Source organism: Pseudomonas sp. TE3644 (assembly GCF_056278815.1).
The window spans coordinates 1,595,492-1,621,245 of record NZ_JBWBQF010000001.1 but is presented as its reverse complement, the minus strand read 5'-3'; the positions used below and the strand labels follow the sequence as shown (position 1 = coordinate 1,621,245).

Genomic DNA, 25,754 nt, shown 5'->3' with positions numbered 1-25,754 from the left:
AGCGGCTACGGGTGGGGTGGCGTGGCCGACGCTAGCTGACGGCTGAGGTAAGCCATGCTCTGCCCCAATGCCTGGCGGATGTCGGTCAGGTCGTGAACGCTGTCGGCGAAGGGCTCCCACGACACGTAGCCGCCGTAGCCGGTGCTCAGCAGGCTGTCGATCTGCGCAGCATTGCCGAGGATGTCGGCGTCGCCGATCAACACCCGATGACCGTCGACAATACTGCCCAGCGGCGCCTTGGCATCCTCCACACCGCTGATGTGCACCAAGCCGGTCAGCGCCGGGAAGAACTCCTGCTCGCCGGCCAGGTGATGGTGGAAGGTGTCGTGCACCAGGCGGAACACGTCCAGGCCGCCGATGGCCTTGATGGCCTCCACCGCCGTACGTTTGCGGCGCAGGGCCGAGGTTTCGAAGCCCAGCGGTTCGACGAAGCCCAGCAGGCCATGGTCGCGCAGGATCGGTGCCAGGGCGGTCAGGGCAGTGCGCAGGCCGGCGGCGCGTTCGGCGACGCTGCGGCTGTCGGGTTCGTTGAACGGGCACATCACCAGCCCCTGGGCGCCGCAGTCGCGGGCATAGGCCGTCAGCTTCAGGGCCTGGGCGCGGCGCTCGTCGTTCCACACGTCGAAGGGGTATAGGGCGTTGATCGACAACACGGTGATGCCGTGGGCCTCACACAGTTGGCGGACGGTTTCGGGCGGTGTGCCGTTTTCGATTTCGACGCCCTTGAGGTCATTGCGAATTTCGATGGCGTCGGCCTTGAGGGCTACCGCCAGCTGGATGAACTCAGCCAGTGGCAGGCGGGGGGCGACCATGCGGTTGAGGGCGAAACGCAGGGGTTGGCGCATTGTTATTGTTCTCCTGAGTTGGAAGGGTGGTGGCCTCTTCCCGAGCTTCGCTCGGTCCCACACCGTTCGCGGCAGTGGTGTCAGGGGGGCAAAGCTCTTAGCTTTTGGCAGCTCCGCAGATGAGCCTGCAGTGCGACCAAAAGCTGAGTGCTTTGCCTGACTGATTCAACTGCCGCGAACGGTGTGGGACCGAGCGAAGCTCGGGAAACAGGCAACACACATCTATTTGGCAGTCGGCATACTGAATTCGGCACCCTTGGCGATGCTGTCCGGCCAACGCTGCATCACGCTCTTGTAACGGCTATAAAACCGCAGCCCTTCCTCACCATAGGCATGGTGATCACCAAACAGCGACCGCTTCCAGCCCCCAAACGAATGCCAGGCCATGGGCACCGGGATCGGCACGTTGATACCCACCATGCCCACCTTGATGGTGCGCGCGAACGCCCGGGCAATGCCGCCGTCACTGGTGAAGCACGACACACCGTTGCCAAACTCATGGGCGTTGATCAGTTCCACTGCCGTGGCGAAATCCGGCACGCGGATGATGCCCAGCACCGGCCCGAAGATTTCCTGGCGATAGATGCTCATCTCGGTGGAAACGCCATCGAACAGCGTGGCGCCGACGAAGAACCCTTGCTCATGGCCCGGCACTTTCAGGCCACGCCCATCCACCAGCAATTGCGCGCCCTGGGCCACGCCCTCGGCGATAAAGCCTTCAACCTTGGCCTTGTGCTCGGCAGTCACCAGCGGCCCCATTTCACTGGCCGCCTCCAGGCCGTTGCCAACCTTGAGGCGATCGATGCGCGGCAGCAGTTTCTCAATCAGCCGGTCGCCCACATCGCCCACCGCCACGGCGATGGAAATGGCCATGCAGCGCTCCCCTGCCGAACCGAAGGCGGCGCCCATCAGCGCGTCGGCGGCCTGGTCCAGGTCGGCGTCGGGCATTACGATCATGTGGTTCTTGGCCCCGCCCAGCGCCTGCACGCGCTTGCCACGGGCGCTAGCCTGCTGGTGGATGTATTCGGCAATCGGCGTGGAGCCGACAAACGAGATCGCTTCCACGTCCGGGTGCTGCAGCAGTGCATCGACGGCGGTCTTGTCGCCCTGCACCACGTTGAACACGCCGTCCGGCAGCCCCGCCTCGGTCAGCAACCGCGCCATCAGCAAGCTGGCGCTAGGGTCGCGTTCCGACGGTTTGAGCACAAAGCAGTTACCGGTGACCAGGGCCATGGGGATCATCCACAGCGGCACCATGACCGGGAAGTTGAACGGCGTGACGCCGGCGCACACGCCCAGGGGCTGGCGCAGGTTCCAGTTGTCGATGCCGCCGCCGATGTTGTCGCTGAACGAGGTTTGCAACAGGCTGGGCGCACCGCAGGCGAACTCGACGATCTCGATGCCGCGGGTCACTTCGCCACGGGCGTCGGAGAACACCTTGCCGTGCTCACGGCTTATCAAAGTAGCAAGTTCGTCCTGGTGCTGGTCCAGCAGCTCCTTGAACTTGAACAGGATGCGCGCACGGCGCAGGGCCGACTGCTCGGACCAGGCCGGGAACGCCTGCTTCGCCGACGCAATCGCCGCCTCCACGGTTTGCACACTGGCCAGGGCCACCTGGGCCTGGGGCTGGCCGGTGGCCGGGTTGAACACCGGCACGTGGCGCTCGGCTTCGGTGTTCAGGCGACCGTGCAGGTAGTGGCCGATAACGGGAACTTCGCTCATGGGGATTCTCTTGTCCGTAAAAGTCAGAGGTCCAGCAGCCATTCGTGCTGCGGGTCGTTATGGAACTGCCAAACGCGCTTGGGGCCGGCCATGACGTTGAGGTAATAGCTCTCGTAGCCGTATGGCACGCTGACCGGGTGGTAACCCTCGGGCACCACCACCAGGTCGTTGTTTTCCACGGCCATGGCCTGGTCGATGCGCCGGTCATCGGTGTACACACGCTGAAAGACAAAACCCTGGGGCGGGTTGATCTGGTGGAAGTAGGTCTCCTCCAGAAAGCTTTCCGCCGGCAATGCATCGCGGTCGTGCTTGTGCGGCGGGTAGCTGGAGCTGTGACCCGAGGGCGTGCGTACTTCCACCACCAGCAGCGAATGGGCCACCGACGTGTCCGGCAGGATGTCGCACACGTAGCGGGTGTTGGCGCCCTTGCCGCGGGTGCTGCGCTTCATGCTCTCGGGCGTGATCACCCGTGCCGCCAAGGCGCCCGACGCAGCGCCAGGGGCCGCGCACACCGCCACCTGCACCTCGCCAAGGGCCTGCAGGCGCGCCTGGCTGCCGCTGGGGAGGTACACCGCCCACGGCGACTTGTCCTCGAACACTGACTGGCGCTCGCCCAGGTTGTCCCAGCTGAAGCTGCCCTGCACGGGCGCCTCGCCCGCCAGGCTGGCGCGGCCGCTGAGCAGCACCACGCACAATTCCTGGCTGCCTGCGCTCAGGGGCAGGCTTTCGCCCAGGCTCAGGCGGTGGGCGCTGAAGCCCACGTATTCCAGGGTGCCGTCGGCCAGACGCACTACGTCCGGGCCCTGTTTCTGACTTTTGACCAGCAGGCTCATGCTGCACTCCTCCGTTGCCGGGCCTGGGCGAGCAAGGCGCTCAGGGTGTCGAAACCTTTCTTGGCGTAGACGTAGCTGGGGGCCACGGCCGGGTCCTGCTCGGCCTCCACCACCAGCCAGCCGCTGTAATCCACCGCCAGCAACTCGTCGAGCAGCGGCGCGAAATCGATGTCGCCGTCACCGGGCACGGTGAACGTGCCGTTGACGATGCAGTCGGGGAAGCTCCACAGGTTGTTGCGCGCCAGTTGCACCACCGGTTGGCGCACGTCCTTGAAATGCACGTGGCAGACGCGGCGGATATGCTTGCGCAGCACGGTCAGCGGGTCGCCGCCGCCCATGAAGCAGTGCCCGGCGTCGAACAGCAGGCCTACCTGGTCGCCGGTCAGGGCCATCAGCCTGTCGATGTCCTCGGGCGCTTCCACGTAGGCGCCCATGTGATGGTGGTAGGCCAGGCGCACGCCCTGGCTCAGGGTAAAGTTGGCCAGTTCGTCGAGCTTGGCCGCGTAGTCTTTCCAGGCGGCTTCGCTGTGAAAGCGCGGGCGCTCCACCAGGCGGATACGGCTGCCCTGAATCGAGTCGGCCACCTCGCCGTACACCAGCACCGTGGCGCCGTTGGCGGCCAGCAGCTGCACGTGGCTGGCGATGGCGTCGATCTCTTCGGCAGCCGAGCGGCTGGCCAGCCGGCCCGAATACCAGCCCGAGACCAGCGCCAGGTCATAAGGCTTGAGCACCTGGGCCACGCCCTGGGCGTCCTTGGGGAATTTACCGTTGAGTTCAAAGCCTTCGTAGCCGATGGCCTTGCCCTCGCTGAGCGCGGTGCTCAGCGGGGTTTCGCCGCCCAGGGACGGCAGGTCGTCGTTGCTCCAGGAAATCGGGTTGATGCCGATACGAATCGCGGATGGCATGGCTGCACCTGTTGTTGTTATCGGTGTGGGTGACGTTCAGCGCCCGTGACGGGCCGAGCGCCAGGCTTCGATCAATTGACTGAACCGCTGGCGCACCTGGGCCACCAGCCCGGCGTCGTCGATCTCGCCCTGGAACCAGGCGCGGCTGGGTTCGTGGAAAATCGTGCGGCCCACGGCGAAGCCGCGGCAGGTACGACTGTCGGCGGCCTGGGCGAAGCCTTCGGCCAAGTCAGCAGCCGGGGCATTGAGGCCCAGCAGCACCACGCCACGGCAATAGGGGTCGCGCTCTTCAATCAGAGCGTCCAGCGCTTGCCACTGCTCGGCGCTCTGCGCTTCGATCTTCCACCAGGCCGGGTAAATGCCCAGGTTGTAGAGGCGCTTGATGGCGCGGTACAGCACGTCGGGGTGGGCGCCGGGCAGGTCTTTGGGCGGTATCACTTCCAGCAGCAGTTCGTGGCCGCTGGTGATCGAGGCTTCGTACAGGCCGCGAATCTGCGCTTCCTGTTCCAGACGCAGCAGCGGCTCGTCGTCAGGATGGAATTGCACCAGGCACTTGATGATCTGTTCGCCAGGCCAGGCAATCAGGTTGCTGGCCACCGAGCGGCCGTGTTCGAAGGCCAGCGGCCGCGAGCCTTGCACCTCGACCGGGCGAGCGATCCACCAGCCACGGCCGGTGGCGGCGTTGAGGGCGTCCTGGCCAAAACGCTGGTCCGCCAGCAGGCCAACATCGGCAGCGATGCCGCGCTTGGCCAGGTCGCCCTCCACTTCCTCGATGGCCCGCAGGAACAACTGTTTGAGATGCGCGATAGTGTCCAGGTCACGCCCGGCCTGCTGGGCCAGCTCCACCAGTTGACCACGGTGGTCAAAGGCAAAGATGAACAGCTGCTGCCACTGTTTGCGCGGCACGGTCACGCGGTGCAGGCGCTGCAGGGTTTCGTCCTTGTCGGGCCGGGTGATGGGCACCGGGCTGTTGAACAGGTAGTCCAGCTCGGCCGGGGTGGGCATGGCCGGCGCGCAGGCATGGCGCGACACCACCAGGCCGCCGCAGGCATTGGCCAGCTGGCAGCAGCGGTCGTCATCGGCATCGTCCAGCCAGCCGCTGAGGAAGCCGGACATGAAGGCATCGCCGGCGCCCAGCACGTTGAGCACTTCGACGCGGGTGCCGGGGTGGATTTCGCCGTCTTCCAGGCGGGCCGGGATGGCGCCGTGGATCACCGTGCAGCCTTGGGCGCCCAGCTTGACCACCAGGGTGGCGGCGCTCAGTTCGCGTACGGCGCGCAGGGCAGTCAGCAAATCAGTGCTGCCACCGGCAATCAGGAATTCTTCTTCGGTGCCGACGATCAGGTCGAAGCGCGGCAGGATGCGCTGCACGTGGGCGGTGACCTTGTGGTCGGCGACAAAGCGCGTCTCGCCGTCGGCCTTGCCGGCCAGGCCCCACAGCACCGGGCGGTAATCGATATCCAGGACACGTTTGACGTTGTGCCGCTCGGCGTAATCCAGCGCCTGGCTGCTGGCCTGGAACACGCCGTCGGTGGAGAAATGCGTGCCGGTGATCAGCAGTGCCTTGCTGGAGGCGATGAAGTCCTCGCGCACGTCTTCGGCGCGCAGGGCCATGTCGGCGCAGTTTTCGCGGTAGAACACCAGTGGGAAGGTTTCACGGTCCTTGAGGCCCAGCAGCACCATGGCGGTGAGGCGCTCGGGGTCGACCTTGATGGCGTCGGTGTTGCAGCCTTCGCGCTGCAGCGACTCCACCAGGAAGCGGCCCATGTGGTCGTCGCCCACCCGCGTCAGCATCGCCGACTTGAGGCCCAGCCTGGCTGTACCGAAGGCGATGTTGGCAGACGAGCCGCCGAGGTATTTGGCGAAACTGGTAACGTCCTCCAACCTGGCGCCCACTTGCTGCGCATACAGGTCGACGCCCAGGCGTCCCAGGCAAATCAGATCCAATTGACGCCCAGTGGCAAAACGAGTCTGGCCCATGCTGGCTCCTGTTATTTTTATCAGCCTGCGCACCGGCCAAAGGTGGCCGATGTCGTTGTCTTGGCTCCAGACTAGAACGCCTTTTCTACGGAATCAACTTTTTTTCTATAAGAATTTTACTCGGAATTTATTTTCCATTTCCATTCCGTCATACTGCGCTTGAGCGCTTCTGGCGGGATTGGCCGTGGAACTGGACCTTTTGCTCAGGTTTTTTTCCTTGCCTACCCTGTAGACTGCGCCCATAACATTTAGAACAGGGACGCCCGTGCAAGGCCGGCCCTAGTGATTCCGCCAGAAGGATAAGACCATGTCCCGCCCTGATCAGCAGGCCCCCACCGAGCCGCAAGCCGACAGCGCCCCGGCCACCGCCGAGCAGCTGCTGCAACTGATCACCCGCGAATACGAAGGGCTGCCCCGTCAGCTCAAGCGCATCGCCAGTTACATGAACCAGCAGAGCGATCGCATCATGGTCGATCGCATCAGCGACATCGCCGGGGAATGCGAGGTGCACCCTTCGGCCATCGTGCGCTTCTCCCAACGCTTTGGCTTCAGCGGTTTCAGCGAAATGCAGGCGCTGTTCCGCGACGCCTATACCCACAAGGCCACGCCGGTACAGAACTACCAGCAGCGGATTCGCAACCTGATCGCCAACAAATCGCAGAAAGCCAGCGGCGCGGACCTGGCGCGCGAGTGCATCGACGCGACCTTGTCGGGTATCGAGCGTTTGGGCGGGGAACTGGATGACGTGGCCTTCGAGAAGGCCGTGGACCTGGTGGTCAATGCCGAGAACATCTACGTGGTGGGTGTGCGCCGCTCGTTCGCGGTGGCCGACTACCTGGTCTATAACCTGCAGCACACCAACAAGCGTATTCACCTGGTGTCAGGGCTGGGCGGCAGTTACCGCGAACAGATGCGCAGCGTGCGCCAGGGCGACCTGGTGATTGCCATCAGTTTCACGCCGTATGGCAAGGAGACCCAGCATTGCCTGCGCATTGCCCAGCACCATCAGGCCAAGACGCTGATCATCACCGATTCCAACCTGTCGCCGCTGGCCAAGCGGGCCAATAGCGTGTTGCTGGTGAATGAGGGGAGTTCGTTCGCGTTTCGCTCGTTGAGCGCCACGTTGTGCCTGTGCCAGGCGTTGTTCATTGCCGTGGCGTATCGGCTGGAATTGAAGGTGGATGAGATGCACGAGCAGGTGGGATTCGACGATTGAGCCCCCTCACCCCGGCAGATCGATCTGCGGTGGATGCATCGCGGCCAAGGCCGGCTCCTACACCAATCGTGGTAGGAGCCGGCCTTGGCCGCGATACGGGCGACGCAGATTAGACGGTTTTCTGCGCGCCTTCGAACCAGGCCAGCTTTTCGCGCAACTGCACCACTTCACCGACGATGACCAGTGTCGGGGCATGTACTTCATGCTCCGCCACCAACCGCGGCAGGTCGGCCAGGGTGCCGGTGAAGACACGCTGGTTGACCGTGGTGCCCTGCTGCACCAACGCCGCCGGGGTATCGGCGGCGCGGCCATGCTCGATCAGTTGCTGGCAGATGGTCGGCAAGCCCACCAGGCCCATGTAGAACACCAGGGTCTGGGCCGGCGCCACCAGGTCGCTCCACGGCAGGTCGCTGGTACCGTCCTTGAGGTGACCGGTGATGAAGCGCACCGACTGGGCATGGTCGCGGTGGGTCAGCGGGATGCCCGCATACGCCGCGCAGCCACTGGCCGCGGTAATGCCCGGCACCACCTGGAACGGGATGCCATGGGCCGCCAGCTCCTCGATTTCCTCGCCACCACGGCCAAAGATGAACGGATCGCCCCCCTTGAGCCGCACCACGCGCTTGCCTTGCTTGGCCAAGGTCACCAGTTGCTGGTTGATCTGGTCTTGCGGCACGGCATGGTCGGCGCGGCGCTTGCCCACGTAGATGCGCTCGGCATCGCGGCGGCACAACTCGATGATGGCCGGGGCCACCAGGCGGTCGTACAGCACCACATCGGCCTGCTGCATCAGGCGCAGGGCCTTGAAGGTCAGCAGGTCGGGATCACCCGGACCGGCCCCTACCAGGTAAACCTCACCCGGGGCATGGGGCGGCTGGCCGTTGATCTTTTCCACCAGCATCTTTTCCGCTTCCGCGCCCTGCCCCGCCAGTTGACGGTCGGCGATCGGGCCCTGGAACACCTCTTCCCAGAACGCGCGGCGTTGCTGCACGTTGGGGTAAAGACTTTTCACCTGGGCACGAAAGCGCGCCGCCAAACCGGCCAGCTCGCCATAGGCCGACGGAATCCAGGCCTCCATCTTGGCGCGGATCAGGCGCGCCAGCACCGGCGCGTCGCCGCCACTGGACACCGCCACCACCAACGGCGAGCGATCGACGATGGCGGGGAAGATCACGCTGCACAGGGCCGGCGCGTCCACCACGTTGACCGGCACGCAACGGCGCTTGGCATCGGCTGACACCTGAGCGTTGAGGGCTTCGTCGTCGGTGGCGGCGATGATCAGCTGGCAACCGTCCAGGTCGCTTTCCTGATAACCGCGAAGCACCGCTTCACCGCCGCTGCTGTGCACCAGTTCGTCCAACTGCGCCTCAATGGCCGGGGCCACCACGCGCAGCAGCGCGCCGGCATCGGCCAGCAGGCGCGACTTGCGCAGGGCGATTTCGCCCCCGCCCACGACCAGCACGCGGCTGCCCTTGAGCTTGTGAAACAGCGGCAGGAATTCCATTTAGCCGATAACCTCGAGGCCGCCCATGTAAGGCTTCAGCACGTCCGGCACGCGGATCGAACCGTCGGCCTGCTGGTAGTTTTCCAGCACGGCCACCAGGGTACGGCCCACGGCCAGGCCCGAACCGTTGAGGGTGTGCACCAGCTCCGGCTTGCCGGTTTCCGGGTTGCGGAAACGCGCCTGCATGCGGCGGGCCTGGAAATCACCGGTGTTGGAGCACGAGGAAATTTCGCGGTACTTGTCCTGGCTGGGGATCCACACTTCCAGGTCGTAGGTTTTCACGGCGCTGAAGCCCATGTCGCCGGTGCACAGGGCCAGCACGCGGTACGGCAGCTCCAGGGCCTGCAGCACGCGCTCCGCGTTGGCGGTCAGGCTTTCCAGGGCTTGCATGGATTTCGACGGCTCGACAACCTGCACCATCTCGACCTTGTCGAACTGGTGCTGACGGATCATGCCGCGGGTGTCACGGCCCGATGCGCCGGCTTCGCTGCGGAAGCACGGGGTGTGGGCGACCAGTTTGAGCGGCAGCTGCTTGGCGTCGAGGATTTCGCCGGCGACGATGTTGGTCAGCGACACTTCGGCGGTCGGGATCAGGTACAGATCGGCTTCGCCTTCGCGGCTGATCTTGAACAGGTCTTCCTCGAACTTGGGCAGCTGGCCGGTGCCTTTGAGCGCCGGGGCCTGGACCAGGTACGGGGTGTAGGCCTCTTCGTAACCGTGCTCGGTGACGTGCAGGTTGATCATGAACTGCGCCAGGGCGCGGTGCAGGCGGGCAATCGGGCCGCGCAGCAAGGCGAAGCGTGCGCCGGACAGCTTGGCGGCGGTCTCGAAGTCCAGCCAGCCGAACTTCTCGCCCAGGGCCACGTGGTCTTTGACTTCAAAACCGAAGTCGGCCGGGGTGCCCCAGCGGCGCACTTCGACGTTGCCGTCTTCGTCTTCGCCGACCGGTACCGATTCGTGCGGCAGGTTGGGAATGCCCAGCACGATGGAGTCCAGCTCGGCCTGCAGCTTGTCCAGCTCGGCCTTGCCTTCGGCCAGCTCGCCGGCCATGCGATCGACGTCCGCCATCAGCGGCGCGATGTCTTCGCCGCGCTGCTTGGCCTGGCCAATGGATTTGGAGCGAGCGTTACGCTCGGCCTGCAGTTGCTCGGTGCGGGTCTGTACGGTCTTGCGCTGGGCTTCCAGCGCTTCCAGGCGCGCCACGTCCAGGCTGTAGCCACGGGCTGCGAGGCGATCCGCGGTTTCGTGGAGCTTGGTACGCAAAATCAGGGGATCGAGCATGTCGGTCTCTCGTTATCAAATTAAGTCTTGGTCAGCCCTTGTTGCGGGCGGGACACCGGGCAGCCGACCATATTAACGGCCAGCGTACCGGGATAGAAGGGCTGTTTCCAGAACCCATTCATCTAAAGCGGGCAAACGGGGCTGACAACGCCGATCCATCAGGCCATGGTACGTTGCAACAAACTGTGGGAGCCGGGCTTGCCCGCGATGCGCCGCGCGGGCGGCGCTCGATCTCAAGAGCGCTGCAAAAACATCGACTAGCCCCTTGCAGCCATAATGCGATCCGCGTAGCCGCTGCCGCCAGGCTGCGCTGGCCGGTGTGAACCCTGAAAATCTCCAGTGGGGCACAGGGCCAGCGCAGCCTTCGGCAGCGGCTACGGGGTTTTGTGTGGCTGCTGGCTGCATGCCTTCAGTGAGGAGGCGGCCTTGAGATCGAGCGCCGCCCGCGCGGCGCGCGATCTCATGAGCGCTGCAAAAACATCGACTAGCCCCTTGCAGCCATAATGCGATCCGCGTAGCCGCTGCCGCCAGGCTGCGCTGGCCTGTGTGAACCCTGGAGATATCGAGTGAGGCTGAGGGCCAGCGCAGCCTGCGGCAGCGGCTACGGGGAGTTTTGTGTGGCTGCTGGGTGCATGTCTTTAGGGGTGTGGCGACCTTGAGATCGAGCGCCGCCCGCGCGGCGCTTCCCGGCCAGAGGCCGGTCCCACATCTGTTTCGGGCCTGTTTTGTCTGGGGGAGTGCCTGGTCCGCCTTGGTGGTTCGGCCTCAGGGTTTGCGGCGTTGGCGTGGGCTGAGGCGGTCGAGCTGGGATAGGTGCTTGAGCTTTTCGCCGATTTTCAGCTCCAAGCCTCGCGGCACCGGCTGGTAGTACGGGCGCGGTTCCAACTGGTCGGGGAAGTAGTCTTCACCGGCCGCATAGGCATCGGGCTCATCGTGGGCGTAGCGGTATTCTTCGCCGTAACCCAGCTGCTTCATCAGCTTGGTCGGCGCGTTGCGCAGGTGCAGCGGCACTTCCAGCGAGCCGTATTCGGCCGCTTCGCGCATGGCCTGCTTGAAGCCCATGTACACGGCGTTGCTTTTTGGCGCGCAGGCCAGGTAGATGATGGCCTGGGCCACGGCCAGTTCGCCCTCGGGGCTGCCCAGGCGCTCCTGCACATCCCACGCCGCCAGGCACAGGCTGAGGGCGCGCGGGTCGGCGTTGCCGATGTCCTCGCTGGCCATGCGCACCACGCGCCGGGCCACGTACAGCGGGTCGCAGCCGCCGTCCATCATGCGTGCGTACCAGTACAGCGCGCCGTCGGGGTTGGAGCCGCGCACTGACTTGTGCAGCGCCGAGATCTGGTCGTAGAACGCCTCGCCGCCCTTGTCGAAACGACGGCGGGTGTCACCCAGCAGGCTTTGCAGCAGTTCGGTGGCGATTTCTTCGCCGTCTTCGGCCAGGTCCGAGGCGTTTTCCAGCAGGTTGAGCATGCGCCGGCCATCACCGTCGGCAGCGGCCAGGAGCATGCCGAAGGCTTCATCGCCCAGGCGCAGCTGGCGCTTGCCCAGGCCACGCTCTTCGGTCAGGGCACGGTCCACCAGTTGCCGCAGCGCCGCCTCGTCCAGGCTCTTGAGCACGTACACCCGCGCCCTTGAGAGCAGCGCGTTGTTGAGTTCGAACGAAGGGTTTTCGGTGGTGGCGCCGATGAAAATCAGCGTGCCGTCTTCCACGTAGGGCAGGAAGGCGTCCTGCTGGGACTTGTTGAAGCGGTGCACCTCGTCCACGAACAGGATGGTGCGACGGCCGTACTGGCCCGCCTGCTGCTTGGCCACTTCAACGGCCTGGCGGATCTCCTTGACCCCGGCCAGCACCGCCGAGACCGTTTCGAAATGCGCGTCCGAGACTTCCGCCAGCAGCCGCGCCAGGGTGGTCTTGCCCACCCCCGGCGGGCCCCAGAAGATCATCGAATGCAGGGCGCCCTGCTCCAGCGCTTCACGCAGCGGCTTGCCGCGCGCCAGCAGGTGCTGCTGGCCAACGTATTCGTCCAGGTTGCGCGCCCGCAGACGCGCCGCCAGGGGCTGGGCGATGGGCTCACTGCGAAACAGGTCCATGACGGGCGGGGCTACCTCTTATTCCTGGATCACGTCGGTGCCCTTGGGCGCGACGAAGGTGAACTTGCTCTTGTCGACCGGGGCGTTGGCTTTGACACCGGTGAACAGGATATTGGTGCGCTGGCCGACACTGTCGATCAGTTGCATGTCATTGATCAGGCCCTTGCGGAACGACAGGCGCAGGGAGTCGAACAGGGTGTCCTTGGTCTTGGGCTTGAGCATGAAGTCGATCACGTCACCCGATTCCTTGGCGGTGATGTCGAAGCTCTGGTTGATCTTCGAGATATCGCCGGACAGCAGCAGCGCCGGGGTCTGGGTCAAACGCTGGTCGAGCTTCTTGATGGTCACCTGCTCAAGGTCCGGGTCGTACAGGCTGACCTTCTGGCCATCGGAGACCATGGTCTGCTCGTTAGGGGCATCGGTGTGCCAGTAGAACAGGCCAGGGCGTTGCAGGGTCATTTCACCGGCGGTTTCCTGCAACTGGGTGCCGCTGCCGTCCAGGGTCAGCTGCGAGAAGCGCGCGGTCAGGGTCTGGGAATTTTCCAGCAATTTGGTCAGGCTGGCCACGTCTTGATCGCCGGCATGGGCAGGCAGCGTGGAGAAGGCCAGGGCAGAAACCAACAGCATGCGAATCAGGCGCATGGGAATCCTCGTACAGGAGAAAAGGACCGGTCGCTGCGTGTCAGCGACCGGTGTGTCGATCAATCAATCGCGTTGCGGCCCGGGGGCGATGACTTCGCGCGAACCGTTGGTGTTCATCGGGGTGACCACGCCGGCCATTTCCATGGCCTCGATCATGCGTGCGGCGCGGTTGTAGCCAATCTTGAGCTTGCGCTGCACGGCCGAAATAGACGCGCGGCGGCTTTCCAGCACGAAGTTGACGGCCTCGTCGTACAGCGCGTCGGACTCGCTGTCCTCGTCGCCGCCACCGCCCCCGCCGCCGCCATCAAAGCCGCTGCCGGCCTCTTCGACGCCCGCCAGAATGTCTTCGTTGTAGTCCGGTACGCCACGCAGCTTCCAGGCTTCCACCACGCGGTGCACTTCTTCATCGGAGACGAACGCGCCGTGCACGCGGATCGGCAGGCTGGTGCCGGGCGGCATGTACAGCATGTCACCGTGGCCCAGCAGTTGCTCGGCGCCGCCCTGGTCGATGATGGTACGGGAGTCGATCTTGCTCGACACCTGGAACGCCATTCGGGTGGGAATGTTGGCCTTGATCAGGCCGGTGATCACGTCCACCGACGGCCGCTGGGTGGCCAGGATCAGGTGGATACCGGCAGCACGGGCCTTCTGGGCGATACGGGCGATCAGTTCTTCGACCTTCTTGCCGACGATCATCATCATGTCGGCGAATTCGTCGACGATGACCACGATGGTGGGCAGGGTTTTCAGCAGCGGCGCTTCGTCGTCCATGCTTTCGCGACGGTACAGCGGGTCGGTCAGCGGTGTGCCCTCCTCCTGCGCGTCCTTGACCTTGCGGTTGAAGCCGGCCAGGTTGCGCACGCCCATGGCCGCCATCAGCTTGTAGCGACGCTCCATCTCGGCCACGCTCCAGCGCAGCGCGTTGGCGGCGTCCTTCATGTCGGTGACCACCGGGCACAGCAGGTGCGGGATGCCTTCGTAGATCGACAGCTCGAGCATTTTCGGGTCGATCATGATCAGCTTGGCGTCTTCGGGGCTGGACTTGAACAGGATCGACAGGATCATGGCGTTCACGCCCACCGACTTACCGGAACCGGTGGTACCGGCCACCAGCAGGTGCGGCATTTTCGCAAGGTCGGTGATGACCGGCTTGCCACCGATGTCGTGGCCCAGGGCCATGGTGACCGGCGACTTGGCCTCGTCGTACTGCGGCGAGGACAGCACCTCGGAGAAACGCACGATCTGCCGGTCTTCGTTGGGGATCTCGATGCCCACGGTGGTCTTGCCCGGAATCACTTCCACCACCCGCACGCTGGTCACGGCCAGCGAGCGCGCCAGGTCCTTGGCCAGGTTGGCGATGCGGCTGACCTTGACGCCGGCCGCCGGCTGGATTTCGTAACGGGTGATCACCGGGCCCGGGTGGATGGAGTCCACCGAGACCTCGACACCGAATTCCTTGAGCTTGATTTCCAGCAGATGGCCCACGCCCGCCAGGGATTCAGGCGAGTAGTTGACCTTCTTTTTCTCCGCAGGATCAAGGATGGAGATGGGCGGCAGCGTGCCTTCCACGGCGCTGTCGACGAACAGCGGCGCCTGTTTTTCCTTCTGCACGCGCTTGCTCGGCTCCGGCGGCTTGGCCATGGCCGGGGCTGGCATGATCACCGGTGGCGCCTGTTTCTCGCGCTCGGCGGTGTGTTTGGTCAGCGACTGGTCGCGCTCGATGATGCGCTCGCGGGCCTTGGCCTGCTCACGGCGGTCCGGGGTGACCGGGGCCACCACGTCGTGCACGCGCACGTCCACCTCGCGCAGCTGCGCCACCAGTTCGCGGCGCTCGTTGCGCGCGGCCCACCAGCGGCCGGCGGCGCCCTGCACCAGTTCCAGCAGGTCGAGGGTGATCTTGCCGGTCAGGTCCATCACCTTGAACCAGGACAGGTCGGTGAACACGGTCAGGCCAAACAGGAACAGGGCGATGAACAGCAGCGTGCTGCCCTGGGCATTGAGGGCGTGATAGGCCAGGTCGCCCAGGCTTTCGCCCAGCGCGCCACCGGCCGAGGCTGGCAGGCTGGTGGTTTTGAAATGGATGTGCGCAAGCGCCGCACCCGACAGCACCAGGAACACCAGACCGATCAGTCGCCAGCTGAAAAGCCAGCCGCTCCACTGCCAGGGTTCATGACGCTGGCGGAAGATCTGCCAGGTCTTGACCGCCAGCAGCAGCGGGAAGATGTAGGCGAAGTAGCCCAGCACCATGAACAGGATATCGGCGGCGAAGGCGCCTACGCGGCCCGCGGCGTTCTGCACGTCGTGGGCGGTACTGGTGTGGCTCCAGCCCGGGTCTGCCGAGTCGTAGGTGAGCAGCGCCATCCACAGGTACAGGCACAGGGCGCCCATGGCAATCAGGGCACCTTCCTTGAGCCGGTAGTGCATTTGCTGGCGCCACAGGGGCACGGCTGGGGTGGGTATCGCGGTGGATTTCTTCAAAACAAGTCTTTTCCTGCGCCCATGGGCGCGACCAACAGATGATTGACCAAGAAATTACCAGCCTGGTATGGCCAGTCAAAAAAATAATGCAAATGATCGCTGCATTGTACGGGTTCGCCACAGCATAGCCCAGCGCCTCTGGCGTCAATCAATTGGAGCATGCATTGTCTTTTGTGACAAAGGCTTATGCAGGGTTTTCAAAGACATTATCGAAGGTTTACGACCGCGACATGGGCGTAGAGTTGCAGGGTGGGGGATTTTGCGGTTGTATGGCTTTGGTTTGGGGGTGGGGCGTTCCAGGGCAGAGCCCTGTCCTACACCGTTCGGCCCATGGGTGCCAGTAATGCAAAGCGGACCGCCTTTGAGCGCTCCGCAGGTCTATCGGGTATCCATCAAAAGCGGACCGCTTTGCGTGCCTGACACCACTGCCGCGAACGGTGTAGGACAGGGCTCTGCCCTGGAACGCCCCACCACCAAACCAAACCGCCCTCCCCTCCCCTGCCCAGATGGAACCCATGCTGACCTGGTTGAAGAAGAACGAGCTGACCTTCCCGCCCCTGGACAAGGCCTTGCGCGACCCCAACGGCCTGCTGGCCGCCGGCGGCGACCTGAGCGCCGAACGCTTGGTGCAGGCCTACCGCCATGGTTGCTTCCCCTGGTACCAGGACGGCCAGCCCATCCTGTGGTGGTCACCCGACCCGCGTACGGTGCTGTTCCCTGCCGAGCTGCACGTGTCGCGCAGCCTGGCCAAGGTGATTCGCCAGCAGCGCTACCGCGTCACCTTCGACCAGGACTTTGCCGCCGTGATCCGCGCCTGCGCCGGCCCCCGCGCCTACGCCGACGGCACCTGGATCACCGACAGCATGCAGGCCGCCTACATTGAACTGCACCAGCGCGGCCTGGCCCATTCGGTCGAGGTGTGGGACGGCGAGCAACTGGTGGGCGGCCTGTACGGCCTGGCCATGGGCCGGCTGTTTTTCGGCGAATCGATGTTCAGCCACGCCGACAACGCCTCCAAGGTCGGTTTCGCCACCCTGGTGCAGCACCTGCACGGCGCAGGCTTTGCCCTGATCGACTGCCAGATGCCCACCGAGCACCTGATGAGCCTGGGCGCACGCTCCATCAGCCGCGAGGACTTTGCCTGGCACCTGCGCACCTACCTTGACCAACCCAACAACGCGACCTGGGTTTGCTAGGCGAGTTGCTCATGCCTGGCTTACACTTATTCAAAGGTTTCGATCCGAGGGTTGATCATGACTGAGTTGGCGCGGTTGAAGTTCTATGCCACTCAACCCCATTCGTGCAGCTACCTGCCTGACGAACAGGCCACCACCCTGTTCCTGGACCCCAGCCAGCCGATGGACGTGCACGTCTACGCCGACCTGTCCGAAATGGGCTTCCGGCGCAGCGGCGATCATCTCTACCGCCCCCATTGCCAACGCTGCAACGCCTGCGTGCCGGCGCGCATCCCTGCGGCCAGCTTCAGCCCCAACCGCCAGCAGAAGCGCATCGTCAAACGCAACGCCGACCTGACAGTGACGGCCACCAAGCCGGCCTTCAGCGAAGAATATTTCGACCTGTACCAGCGCTACATCGAACAGCGCCACGCCGACGGCGACATGTTCCCGCCCAGCCGCGATCAATTCTCGACTTTCCTGGTGCGCGACCTGCCCTTCTCGCGCTTCTACGAATTCCGCCGTGAAGGCCAACTGCTGGCCGTGGCGGTCACCGACCTGCTGCCCAACGGCCTGTCGGCCGTCTACACCTTCTACGAGCCTTCGGAGGAGCGCCGCAGCCTGGGCCGCTTCGCCATTTTGTGGCAGATCGGCGAGGCGCTGCGCCTGCAACTGGACGCGGTGTACCTGGGGTATTGGATCAAAAACTGCAAAAAGATGAATTACAAGACCCAATACCGCCCCATCGAGCTGCTTATAAACCAGCGCTGGGTAACACTCAACTGAAGGGTCTTGGCGTTACGCCCCTTTTTCAGGCACAATGCACGCCGCTTTTGCCTGGCGCAGTTGCACCGGGCCATTAACTGGACACCGAGGGCTTTACTGCATGTCGAAAGAAGACAGCTTCGAAATGGAAGGCACTGTCGTCGACACCCTGCCAAACACCATGTTTCGCGTGGAGTTGGAAAATGGGCACGTCGTAACCGCGCATATCTCCGGGAAGATGCGCAAGAACTACATTCGTATTCTGACCGGCGACAAGGTGCGTGTTGAATTGACGCCCTACGATTTGAGCAAAGGGCGCATCACCTACCGCGCTCGCTAAGCGACACAAACGAAAACGCCCGGCATGTGCCGGGCGTTTTTGTGTGGGCGATACATTTGCATCGTAGCCGCTGCCGCAGGCTGCGCTGGCCCTATCTTCCACTGGAGATCTCCAGCGAACATAGGAACCAGCGCAGCCTGGCGGCAGCGGCTACAGAGCCTTACGCCATCTCCGCCGTGGTTTCGAAGTCGAAGGTCATCTCGCCGTCCTTCACATCGATATGCACCACGCCGCCATGCTCGGCCAGCTCGCCAAACAGGATCTCTTCGGCCAACGGCCGCTTGATCTTGTCCTGGATAAGCCGTGCCATCGGCCGGGCACCCATGGTGGCGTCGTAGCCGCCGGCTGCCAGCCAACTGCGGGCCGCGTCCGTAACCTCCAGCAGTACACGCTTGTCTTCCAGCTGGGCCTGCAGTTCGGTGAGGAACTTGTCGACCACGCTTTTGATCGTCTCGTGGCTGAGGCGGCCGAACTGGATGATGGTGTCCAGACGGTTGCGGAACTCCGGCGTGAAGCTTTTCTTGATCACTTCCATGGCATCGGACGAATGGTCCTGGTGCGTGAAGCCGATCGAAGCACGCGCCGCAGTCTCGGCACCGGCGTTGGTGGTCATGATCAGGATCACGTTGCGGAAGTCCGCCTTGCGCCCGTTGTTGTCGGTCAGGGTACCGTGGTCCATCACCTGCAGCAGCAGGTTGAAGACTTCCGGGTGGGCCTTCTCGATTTCATCGAGCAGCAGCACGCAGTGCGGTTGCTTGGTGATGGCCTCGGTCAACAGGCCGCCCTGGTCGAAACCGACGTAGCCCGGAGGCGCGCCGATCAGACGCGACACGGTGTGACGCTCCATGTACTCCGACATGTCGAAACGCACCAGCTCCACGCCCAGCGCCTTGGCCAACTGACGAGCGGCTTCGGTCTTGCCCACGCCGGTAGGGCCGGCGAACAGGAAGGAACCGACCGGCTTGTCCGGCGACTTCAGGCCCGCGCGCGACAGCTTGATGGCCGTGGCCAGCGAATCGATGGCTGCGTCCTGACCAAACACGGTCAGCTTGAGGTCGCGCTCCAGGTTACGCAGCAGCTCCTTGTCGGAACTGGTGACGTGTTTTGGCGGAATGCGCGCGATCTTGGCGACGATGTCTTCCACCTGCGGCACTTCGATGCGTTTGACCCGGTTTTCCACCGGCTGCAGGCGCTGGTAGGCACCGGCCTCGTCAATCACGTCGATGGCCTTGTCGGGCATGTGACGATCGTTGATGTAACGCGAGGCCAGCTCGGCGGCCGCACGCAGGGCCTCGTCGCTGTACTCGATGTTGTGGTGCTGTTCAAAGCGCCCTTTCAGGCCGCGCAGGATGCCAATGGTGTCTTCCACCGACGGCTCGCTGACGTCCACTTTCTGGAAGCGCCGCGCCAGGGCACGGTCTTTCTCGAAGATGCCGCGAAATTCCTGGAACGTGGTGCTGCCGATGCAACGGATGTCACCCGAGGACAGGAGTGGCTTGAGCAGGTTGGAGGCGTCCATCACCCCGCCCGACGCCGCACCGGCACCGATGATGGTGTGGATCTCGTCGATGAACAGGATGGCCTGCGGACGTTTTTTCAGCTCGCCGAGCAGCGCCTTGAAGCGCTTCTCGAAGTCGCCGCGGTATTTGGTACCGGCCAGCAAGGCGCCCAGGTCGAGCGAATAGACGACGCTGTTGGCCAGCAGGTCCGGCACCTGGCTGTCGACGATGCGCTTGGCCAGGCCTTCGGCAATGGCGGTCTTGCCCACGCCCGCTTCACCCACCAGCAACGGGTTGTTCTTGCGTCGACGGGCCAGGATCTGCGCCACGCGCTCCACTTCGTTCTCGCGGCCTACCAGCGGGTCGATACGGCCCTGGCGTGCGAGTTCGTTGAGGTTGCTGGCGTAGGCGTCCAGCGGGTTGCCTGACGAAGAAGACTCACCGCCCTCGTCGTCCTGCATCTCCTGCTCACCCTCGGAGTGATCACCGTGCCCTGGCACCTTGGAGATACCGTGGGCGATGTAATTGACCACATCGATACGGGCCACGCTCTGCTGTTTGAGCAGGAACACAGCCTGGCTTTCCTGTTCACTGAAGATGGCGACCAGCACGTTGGCGCCGGTGACTTCACGCTTGCCCGAGCTCTGCACGTGGAAGACAGCACGTTGCAGCACACGCTGGAAGCCCAGGGTTGGCTGGGTTTCGCGGTCCTCGTCATGGACGGGGATCAGCGGCGTGGTGGAGTCGATGAACTCCTGCAAGTCGTGCTTGAGTTTGTCGAGGTTTGCGCCACAAGCGCGCAAAACGGTGGCGGCGGCCTCATTATCCAATAATGCCAACAGGAGGTGTTCCACGGTCATGAACTCATGACGTTTGGAACGCGCCTCCTTGAAGGCGAGATTGAGGGTGACTTCGAGCTCGCGGTTTAACATAGCTTCACCTCATACCCAAGTGGTCGGCGATTAACCGTCCTTCTCGATTTCACAGAGTAGCGGATGCTGGCTTTCCCTGGCGTATTGATTGACCTGCATGGCCTTTGTCTCGGCGATGTCGCGGGTGAACAATCCACATACGGCTCGCCCTTCCGTGTGGACGGCGAGCATGACCTTGGTCGCCAGCTCGCGGTTAAGGTTGAAAAACACCTCGAGCACTTCGACGACGAAATCCATCGGTGTGTAGTCATCGTTAAACAAAACCACCTTATACATGGGTGGCGCCTTCAGGGCCGGCTTGGCTTCCTGTATGGCCACGCCCGCTGCATCGTCCTCATGCGATTGCGGGCGATCCTGATTGAATGTTAGTCGAATCTGGCTGATTGCATGCATGGAAAGAAGGTTCATGGTTGAGCGAATAGGGTTGTGTGTTGACCTTGTGACCGACTGTAAGCTCGGCCGCCGCATGACCTTGACTATCGGCAAAACGGTGTTACAAACAATAGAACCCACATTGGGGAATAAAGGTCCGCGCAGTCAACCAAATTTTTTGATCGGTCCGAATGCCGGATGAAGTGGATGATACTCCAGAGATGGAGTCCTTTGCAGAGGGATATGAGCATGGCAAACGGTAAGGTCAAGTGGTTCAACAACGCCAAAGGCTATGGCTTCATCGTTGAAGAGGGTAAAAGCGAAGACCTGTTCGCCCACTACTCGGCCATCAAGATGGATGGCTACAAGACCCTCAAGGCCGGCCAGCCCGTCAAATTCGAAATCATCCAGGGCCCCAAGGGCCTGCACGCCGTCGACATTTCCGCTGCCACTGACAGCCCTGCACAGCACGCTGCGTCGCAGCCTGCGCAGCAGTCTGCAACTGCCTGATACACTTTGTAGCCGCTGCCGAAGGCTGCGCTGGCCCTGCTCCTCGCTGAAGATCTGCAGTGAGGCATAGGGCCAGCGCAGCCTTCGGCAGCGGCTACGGTGGTTTCCAGGCGTGAAAAAACCGGCCAGGGCGGCCGGTTTTTTTGTTGCCTGCGATTACATATGCTTGATCAACGCCTCACCAAACCCTGAACTCGACACCAGGGTCGCGCCTTCCATCAGCCGCTCGAAGTCATAGGTCACGGTCTTGGCCCCGATGGCGCCGTTGGTGCCCTTGATGATCAAATCCGCCGCCTCCAGCCAGCCCAGGTGGCGCAGCATCATTTCCGCCGACAAAATCACCGACCCCGGGTTCACCTGGTCTTTGCCCGCATACTTGGGCGCGGTACCGTGGGTGGCCTCGAACATGGCCACGGTATCGGATAGGTTGGCGCCCGGCGCAATACCGATGCCGCCCACTTCCGCCGCCAGGGCATCGGACAGGTAGTCACCGTTGAGGTTGAGGGTGGCGATCACGTCGTACTCGGCCGGCCGCAACAGGATTTGTTGCAGCATGGCGTCGGCAATGGCGTCCTTGACGATGACGTTACGCCCGGTTTTCGGGTTCTTGAACTGCATCCACGGGCCGCCGTCGAGCAAGGTGGCGCCGAATTCGTCGCGGGCAATCTCGTAGCCCCAATCCTTGAAGGCGCCCTCGGTGAATTTCATGATGTTGCCCTTGTGCACCAGGGTCAGCGACTCGCGATCATTGTCGACCACGTATTGCAGGGCCTTGCGCACCAGGCGCTGGGTGCCTTCCTTGGACACGGGTTTTACGCCGATGCCGCAGTCCTGGTCGAAACGGATCTTGGTGACACCCATCTCCTCTTTAAGGAACTTGATCACCTTCTGCGCTTCGGGCGAGCCGGCCTTCCACTCGATGCCGGCATAAATGTCCTCGGAGTTTTCGCGGAAGATCACCATGTCCACGTCGCCAGGCTTTTTCACAGGGCTGGGCACGCCCTGGAACCACACCACCGGGCGCAAGCACACATAAAGGTCGAGTTGCTGACGCAGGGCCACGTTCAGCGAGCGGATGCCGCCGCCCACCGGCGTGGTCAGCGGGCCCTTGATCGACACCACATAGTCTTTCACGGCGTCCAGGGTTTCCTGGGGCAGCCAGGTGTCCTGGTCATAGACCTGGGTGGCCTTCTCGCCGGCGTACACTTCCATCCACGAAATCTTGCGTTTGCCGCCGTAGGCCTTGGCCACCGCGGCGTCCACCACTTTGATCATGACGGGCGTGACGTCCACGCCGATGCCGTCGCCTTCGATGTACGGAATGATCGGTTGGTCAGGAACATTGAGAGAATGGTCTGCATTGACGGTAATCTTTTCGCCGACGCTCGGTACCTGAATCTTCTGGTATCCCATGCTGGACTCCGTTTTTGTGGGTTGAACATCCTGGCTACCCCTGAGCGTAACCCACCTGCCCGGGACCGCAACCGGCACATGATCAGCTGAATCTGCCCAACTGCATCATTTATCGCCCATGACCAGTGGTATACTGTCGCAGTGACCATCGAGTCACCGGGGGCCGAGGCGTCTGCAACCAGACACCAAGCCTTTGAAAACGCTTGAAAAGGCCTGGTTGTACCGCAACTCGGTCGCTTGACGCTCTACTGATGCATCCAACATCATCGCGACGAATCCTCGACTTTCGGCTCATTGATCACATTGGACGAAAGCGCCTACCCTGCGCATCTCGAGATTCTGTGCACGCTTAGCAAAGAAGAGAGTTAATCCGAATATGCCCACCCGCTCAAAGATCATCTACACCTTCACCGACGAAGCTCCGGCCCTCGCCACCTATTCCCTGCTCCCTATCGTAGAGGCCTTCACCGCCTCGGCTGATATTGCCGTGGAAACCCGGGACATCTCCCTGGCTGGTCGTATCCTGTCGAGCTTCCCTGAGCAACTCAAAGCCGACCAGGTCATCGCTGACGACCTCGCCGAGCTGGGCACCCTGGCCACCACGCCGGAAGCCAACATCATCAAGCTGCCGAACATCAGCGCCTCGGTACCGCAATTGAAAGCGGCCATCGTCGAGCTGCAGGCACAAGGCTTCAACATCCCGGACTACCCGGAGAACCCGGCCACCGACGCCGAGAAAGAAGCCAAGTCGCGTTACGACAAAATCAAGGGCAGCGCCGTTAACCCGGTACTGCGCGAAGGCAACTCCGACCGCCGCGCCCCGCTGTCGGTCAAGAACTACGCGCGCAAGCACCCGCACAAAATGGGTGCCTGGGCTGCTGACTCCAAGTCCCACGTGGCCCACATGGCTTCGGGTGACTTCTACGGCAGCGAAAAAGCCGCACTGATCGAAACCGCCGACGCGGTGCGTATCGAACTGCTGGCCGCTGACGGTTCGGTTTCGGTATTGAAAGAAAAGACTTCGGTAAAGGCCGGCGAGATCATCGACTGCGCCGTGATGAGCAAAAAGGCCCTGCGTGCCTTCATCGCCGCCGAAATCGAAGACGCCAAGGCCAAGGGCGTTTTGCTGTCGCTGCACCTGAAAGCCACCATGATGAAGGTTTCCGACCCGATCATGTTCGGCCAGGTGGTTGCCGAGTTCTATAAAGAAGCACTGGCCAAGCACGCTACCGTGCTGGAGCAGATCGGCTTCAACCTGAACAACGGCATCGGCGACCTGTACGCGCGCATCCAGTCGCTGCCTGCCGAGCAGAAAGCGCAGATCGAAGCCGACATCCAGGCCGTGTACGCCACCCGTCCGGCGCTGGCCATGGTCAACTCCGACAAGGGCATCACCAACCTGCACGTGCCAAGCGACGTGATCGTCGACGCCTCGATGCCGGCCATGATCCGTGACTCGGGCAAGATGTGGAACACCGAAGGCAACCTGCAGGACACCAAGGCGGTGATCCCGGACCGTTGCTACGCCACCATCTACCAGGCCACCATCGAAGACTGCAAGAAGCACGGCGCCTTCGATCCGACCACCATGGGCAGCGTGCCAAACGTTGGCCTGATGGCGCAGAAAGCCGAAGAGTACGGCTCGCACGACAAGACCTTCCACATCAAGACCGACGGCACCGTGCGCGTGGTCGATGGCAAGGGTCGCACCCTGCTGGAACAGAAGGTTGAAGCCGGCGACATCTTCCGCATGTGCCAGACCAAGGACGCGCCGATCCAGGATTGGGTCAAGCTGGCCGTCAACCGCGCCCGCGCCTCCAACACCCCGGCGATCTTCTGGCTGGACCCGGCCCGTGCCCACGACGGCGTGATGATCGAGAAGGTCCAGGTTTACCTGAAAGATCACGACACCTCGGGCCTGGACATCCGCATCATGTCGCCGGTCGACGCCATGAAGTTCTCCCTGGAGCGCATCCGCAAGGGCCAGGACACCATCTCGGTGACCGGCAACGTACTGCGCGACTACCTGACCGACCTGTTCCCGATCATGGAACTGGGCACCAGCGCCAAGATGCTGTCCATCGTGCCGCTGATGAACGGCGGTGGCCTGTTCGAAACCGGCGCCGGCGGTTCGGCTCCGAAACACGTGCAGCAGCTGGTGGAAGAGAACTTCCTGCGCTGGGACTCGCTGGGTGAATTCCTGGCCCTGGCCGCTTCCCTGGAACACCTGGGCGTGACCACCAACAACGCCAAGGCCAAAGTACTGGCCGCCACCCTGGACCAGGCCACCGGCCAGTTCCTGGACAACAACAAGTCGCCATCGCGCAAAGTCGGCAACATCGACAACCGCGGCAGCCACTTCTACCTGGCCCTGTACTGGGCCCAGGCCCTGGCCGCGCAGACCGACGATTCGGCCCTGCAAGCCCAGTTCGCCCCGCTGGCCAAGGCACTGAGCGAGAACGAAGCGACCATCGTCGCCGAGCTCAACGCCGTGCAAGGCAAGCCGGTGGACATCGCTGGCTACTACCACGCCGACGCCGAGAAAGCCGCCAAGGTGATGCGCCCAAGCGCCACCCTGAACGCCGCCATCGCTTCGCTGAAGTAAGATAGCCTGCAACACACAAAGCCCCGGCCCATGCCGGGGCTTTGTTGTTTATGGCACTATCGATTCTTTGAACATTACCCGTAGCCGCTGCCGCCAGGCTGCGCTGGCCCCTTGGTTCACTGGAGATATTCAGTAGGGCACAGGGCCAGCGCAGCCTGTCGGCAGCGGCTACAAGGAGTTTGTCATGCGCCCATGGATCCCCCACGTCACCGTCGCCACCGTCATCGAAGACAACGGCCGCTTCCTGCTGGTGGAAGAACTCAAGGGCGGCCGCGCCGTGCTCAACCAGCCTGCCGGCCACCTGGAACCGGATGAAAGCCTGATCGAGGCCGCCATCCGCGAAACCCTGGAAGAAACCGGCTACGACGTCGAGCTGACCGGCGTGATCGGCATCTACCTGTACACCGCGCCCAGCAACGGCGTGACGTACCAGCGGGTATGTTTTGCCGGCAAGCCGCTGCACCACGACCCCGAGCGCACACTGGACCACGGCATCATCGGGCCGCAGTGGCTGACCCGCGATGAAATCATCGAGCAGAAGGCGCGCTGGCGCAGCGAGTTGTTGCTGCAGTGCATTGACGATTACCTGGAACACCCGCTGCACAGCCTCTCCCTGATTCGCAACTGACCTGTAGCCGCTGCCGCA

The 25,754-nt window shown here is 63.2% G+C and carries 20 protein-coding genes; 7 read left to right on the top strand and 13 right to left on the bottom strand.

All coding sequences use genetic code 11. The annotated features are described in order from the left end of the window. Positions 1-5: 5 nt before the first annotated feature. From ACZ9GA_RS07315 to ACZ9GA_RS07295, 5 genes are all read right to left on the bottom strand, one after another. The gene (locus ACZ9GA_RS07315; RefSeq protein ID WP_457363319.1) at positions 6-845 is read right to left on the bottom strand and encodes a TIM barrel protein; all 840 of its coding nucleotides are present in this window, start codon (positions 843-845) and stop codon (positions 6-8) included. A 222-nt stretch (positions 846-1,067) separates the two neighbouring features. Next, complete coding sequence (locus ACZ9GA_RS07310) at positions 1,068-2,567, bottom strand: CoA-acylating methylmalonate-semialdehyde dehydrogenase (protein WP_457363320.1); 1,500 nt, start codon at positions 2,565-2,567, stop codon at positions 1,068-1,070. Positions 2,568-2,590: 23 nt separating this feature from the next. Continuing rightward, positions 2,591-3,400: a 5-deoxy-glucuronate isomerase gene (iolB, locus tag ACZ9GA_RS07305; protein WP_457363321.1), complete on the bottom strand. Its 810-nt coding sequence runs from the start codon at positions 3,398-3,400 to the stop codon at positions 2,591-2,593. Continuing rightward, positions 3,397-4,305, bottom strand: a complete 909-nt coding sequence (gene iolE / locus ACZ9GA_RS07300) for a myo-inosose-2 dehydratase (RefSeq protein WP_457363322.1) — start codon at positions 4,303-4,305, stop codon at positions 3,397-3,399. The genes iolB and iolE overlap by 4 nt, the downstream gene beginning before the upstream one ends. Positions 4,306-4,341: 36 nt before the next feature. Continuing rightward, entirely contained in the window at positions 4,342-6,285 is a 1,944-nt protein-coding gene (locus tag ACZ9GA_RS07295; RefSeq protein ID WP_457363323.1) for a bifunctional 5-dehydro-2-deoxygluconokinase/5-dehydro-2-deoxyphosphogluconate aldolase, read from the bottom strand. A gap of 307 nt (positions 6,286-6,592) precedes the next feature. Here ACZ9GA_RS07295 and ACZ9GA_RS07290 point away from each other — a divergent pair, with 307 nt between their 5' ends. Continuing rightward, the gene (locus tag ACZ9GA_RS07290; RefSeq protein ID WP_027979537.1) at positions 6,593-7,501 is read left to right on the top strand and encodes a MurR/RpiR family transcriptional regulator; all 909 of its coding nucleotides are present in this window, start codon (positions 6,593-6,595) and stop codon (positions 7,499-7,501) included. 109 nt (positions 7,502-7,610) lie between these two features. On the opposite strand, the gene cysG is transcribed toward ACZ9GA_RS07290, so the two are convergent. The 5 genes from cysG to ftsK form a co-directional block, all read right to left on the bottom strand. Continuing rightward, positions 7,611-9,005 (bottom strand): siroheme synthase CysG, encoded by a 1,395-nt coding sequence (gene cysG, locus ACZ9GA_RS07285; protein WP_457363324.1) that lies wholly within the window; start codon positions 9,003-9,005, stop codon positions 7,611-7,613. Continuing rightward, positions 9,006-10,286: a serine--tRNA ligase gene (gene serS, locus ACZ9GA_RS07280; RefSeq protein ID WP_457363325.1), complete on the bottom strand. Its 1,281-nt coding sequence runs from the start codon at positions 10,284-10,286 to the stop codon at positions 9,006-9,008. A 765-nt stretch (positions 10,287-11,051) separates the two neighbouring features. Then, positions 11,052-12,377 (bottom strand): replication-associated recombination protein A, encoded by a 1,326-nt coding sequence (locus ACZ9GA_RS07275; protein WP_457363326.1) that lies wholly within the window; start codon positions 12,375-12,377, stop codon positions 11,052-11,054. Positions 12,378-12,395: 18 nt separating this feature from the next. Beyond that, complete coding sequence (lolA, locus tag ACZ9GA_RS07270; RefSeq protein WP_457363327.1) at positions 12,396-13,019, bottom strand: outer membrane lipoprotein periplasmic chaperone LolA; 624 nt, start codon at positions 13,017-13,019, stop codon at positions 12,396-12,398. 63 nt (positions 13,020-13,082) lie between these two features. Then, on the bottom strand, positions 13,083-15,497 hold the full coding sequence (ftsK, locus tag ACZ9GA_RS07265) for a DNA translocase FtsK (RefSeq protein WP_457363328.1): 2,415 nt from the start codon (positions 15,495-15,497) through the stop codon (positions 13,083-13,085). 515 nt (positions 15,498-16,012) lie between these two features. Here ftsK and aat point away from each other — a divergent pair. The 3 genes from aat to infA all read left to right on the top strand — a co-directional run bounded on the left by aat (position 16,013) and on the right by infA (position 17,777). Beyond that, positions 16,013-16,693 (top strand): leucyl/phenylalanyl-tRNA--protein transferase, encoded by a 681-nt coding sequence (gene aat / locus ACZ9GA_RS07260; protein ID WP_457363329.1) that lies wholly within the window; start codon positions 16,013-16,015, stop codon positions 16,691-16,693. Between the two features lie 57 nt (positions 16,694-16,750). Further along, positions 16,751-17,458 carry an arginyltransferase gene (locus tag ACZ9GA_RS07255; protein WP_457363330.1) on the top strand — a complete coding sequence of 236 codons (708 nt, stop codon included), beginning with the start codon at positions 16,751-16,753 and terminating at the stop codon, positions 17,456-17,458. Positions 17,459-17,558: 100 nt separating this feature from the next. Continuing rightward, positions 17,559-17,777 carry a translation initiation factor IF-1 gene (infA, locus tag ACZ9GA_RS07250; protein ID WP_002553999.1) on the top strand — a complete coding sequence of 73 codons (219 nt, stop codon included), beginning with the start codon at positions 17,559-17,561 and terminating at the stop codon, positions 17,775-17,777. A gap of 160 nt (positions 17,778-17,937) precedes the next feature. On the opposite strand, the gene clpA is transcribed toward infA, so the two are convergent. Further along, the gene (clpA, locus tag ACZ9GA_RS07245; protein WP_457363331.1) at positions 17,938-20,208 is read right to left on the bottom strand and encodes an ATP-dependent Clp protease ATP-binding subunit ClpA; all 2,271 of its coding nucleotides are present in this window, start codon (positions 20,206-20,208) and stop codon (positions 17,938-17,940) included. Positions 20,209-20,238: 30 nt separating this feature from the next. After that, positions 20,239-20,601: an ATP-dependent Clp protease adapter ClpS gene (gene clpS / locus ACZ9GA_RS07240; protein WP_027979528.1), complete on the bottom strand. Its 363-nt coding sequence runs from the start codon at positions 20,599-20,601 to the stop codon at positions 20,239-20,241. 228 nt (positions 20,602-20,829) lie between these two features. Between clpS and cspD the strand changes: the two genes are divergently transcribed. Then, complete coding sequence (cspD, locus tag ACZ9GA_RS07235; RefSeq protein WP_455925879.1) at positions 20,830-21,090, top strand: cold shock domain-containing protein CspD; 261 nt, start codon at positions 20,830-20,832, stop codon at positions 21,088-21,090. Between the two features lie 156 nt (positions 21,091-21,246). On the opposite strand, the gene icd is transcribed toward cspD, so the two are convergent. Continuing rightward, positions 21,247-22,503: an NADP-dependent isocitrate dehydrogenase gene (gene icd / locus ACZ9GA_RS07230; RefSeq protein WP_457363332.1), complete on the bottom strand. Its 1,257-nt coding sequence runs from the start codon at positions 22,501-22,503 to the stop codon at positions 21,247-21,249. 376 nt (positions 22,504-22,879) lie between these two features. Between icd and ACZ9GA_RS07225 the strand changes: the two genes are divergently transcribed. Beyond that, the gene (locus ACZ9GA_RS07225; protein WP_457363333.1) at positions 22,880-25,108 is read left to right on the top strand and encodes an NADP-dependent isocitrate dehydrogenase; all 2,229 of its coding nucleotides are present in this window, start codon (positions 22,880-22,882) and stop codon (positions 25,106-25,108) included. Between the two features lie 184 nt (positions 25,109-25,292). Next, on the top strand, positions 25,293-25,736 hold the full coding sequence (locus ACZ9GA_RS07220; protein ID WP_457363334.1) for an NUDIX hydrolase: 444 nt from the start codon (positions 25,293-25,295) through the stop codon (positions 25,734-25,736). Positions 25,737-25,754 lie beyond the last annotated feature (18 nt).

Excerpts from the sequence above, each read along its gene's own strand:
- iolE (WP_457363322.1), bottom strand. The coding sequence starts at position 4,305 with ATGCCATCCGCGATTCGTATCGGCATCAACCCGATTTCCTGGAGCAAC.
- infA (WP_002553999.1), top strand. The coding sequence starts at position 17,559 with ATGTCGAAAGAAGACAGCTTCGAAATGGAAGGCACTGTCGTCGACACC.
- ACZ9GA_RS07295 (WP_457363323.1), bottom strand. The coding sequence starts at position 6,285 with ATGGGCCAGACTCGTTTTGCCACTGGGCGTCAATTGGATCTGATTTGC.
- ACZ9GA_RS07225 (WP_457363333.1), top strand. The coding sequence starts at position 22,880 with ATGCCCACCCGCTCAAAGATCATCTACACCTTCACCGACGAAGCTCCG.
- ACZ9GA_RS07290 (WP_027979537.1), top strand. The coding sequence starts at position 6,593 with ATGTCCCGCCCTGATCAGCAGGCCCCCACCGAGCCGCAAGCCGACAGC.
- ACZ9GA_RS07275 (WP_457363326.1), bottom strand. The coding sequence starts at position 12,377 with ATGGACCTGTTTCGCAGTGAGCCCATCGCCCAGCCCCTGGCGGCGCGT.
- clpA (WP_457363331.1), bottom strand. The coding sequence starts at position 20,208 with ATGTTAAACCGCGAGCTCGAAGTCACCCTCAATCTCGCCTTCAAGGAG.
- serS (WP_457363325.1), bottom strand. The coding sequence starts at position 10,286 with ATGCTCGATCCCCTGATTTTGCGTACCAAGCTCCACGAAACCGCGGAT.
- cspD (WP_455925879.1), top strand. The coding sequence starts at position 20,830 with ATGGCAAACGGTAAGGTCAAGTGGTTCAACAACGCCAAAGGCTATGGC.
- ACZ9GA_RS07310 (WP_457363320.1), bottom strand. The coding sequence starts at position 2,567 with ATGAGCGAAGTTCCCGTTATCGGCCACTACCTGCACGGTCGCCTGAAC.
- ACZ9GA_RS07315 (WP_457363319.1), bottom strand. The coding sequence starts at position 845 with ATGCGCCAACCCCTGCGTTTCGCCCTCAACCGCATGGTCGCCCCCCGC.
- ACZ9GA_RS07255 (WP_457363330.1), top strand. The coding sequence starts at position 16,751 with ATGACTGAGTTGGCGCGGTTGAAGTTCTATGCCACTCAACCCCATTCG.
- icd (WP_457363332.1), bottom strand. The coding sequence starts at position 22,503 with ATGGGATACCAGAAGATTCAGGTACCGAGCGTCGGCGAAAAGATTACC.
- ACZ9GA_RS07220 (WP_457363334.1), top strand. The coding sequence starts at position 25,293 with ATGCGCCCATGGATCCCCCACGTCACCGTCGCCACCGTCATCGAAGAC.
- iolB (WP_457363321.1), bottom strand. The coding sequence starts at position 3,400 with ATGAGCCTGCTGGTCAAAAGTCAGAAACAGGGCCCGGACGTAGTGCGT.
- aat (WP_457363329.1), top strand. The coding sequence starts at position 16,013 with ATGCTGACCTGGTTGAAGAAGAACGAGCTGACCTTCCCGCCCCTGGAC.
- lolA (WP_457363327.1), bottom strand. The coding sequence starts at position 13,019 with ATGCGCCTGATTCGCATGCTGTTGGTTTCTGCCCTGGCCTTCTCCACG.
- clpS (WP_027979528.1), bottom strand. The coding sequence starts at position 20,601 with ATGCATGCAATCAGCCAGATTCGACTAACATTCAATCAGGATCGCCCG.
- cysG (WP_457363324.1), bottom strand. The coding sequence starts at position 9,005 with ATGGAATTCCTGCCGCTGTTTCACAAGCTCAAGGGCAGCCGCGTGCTG.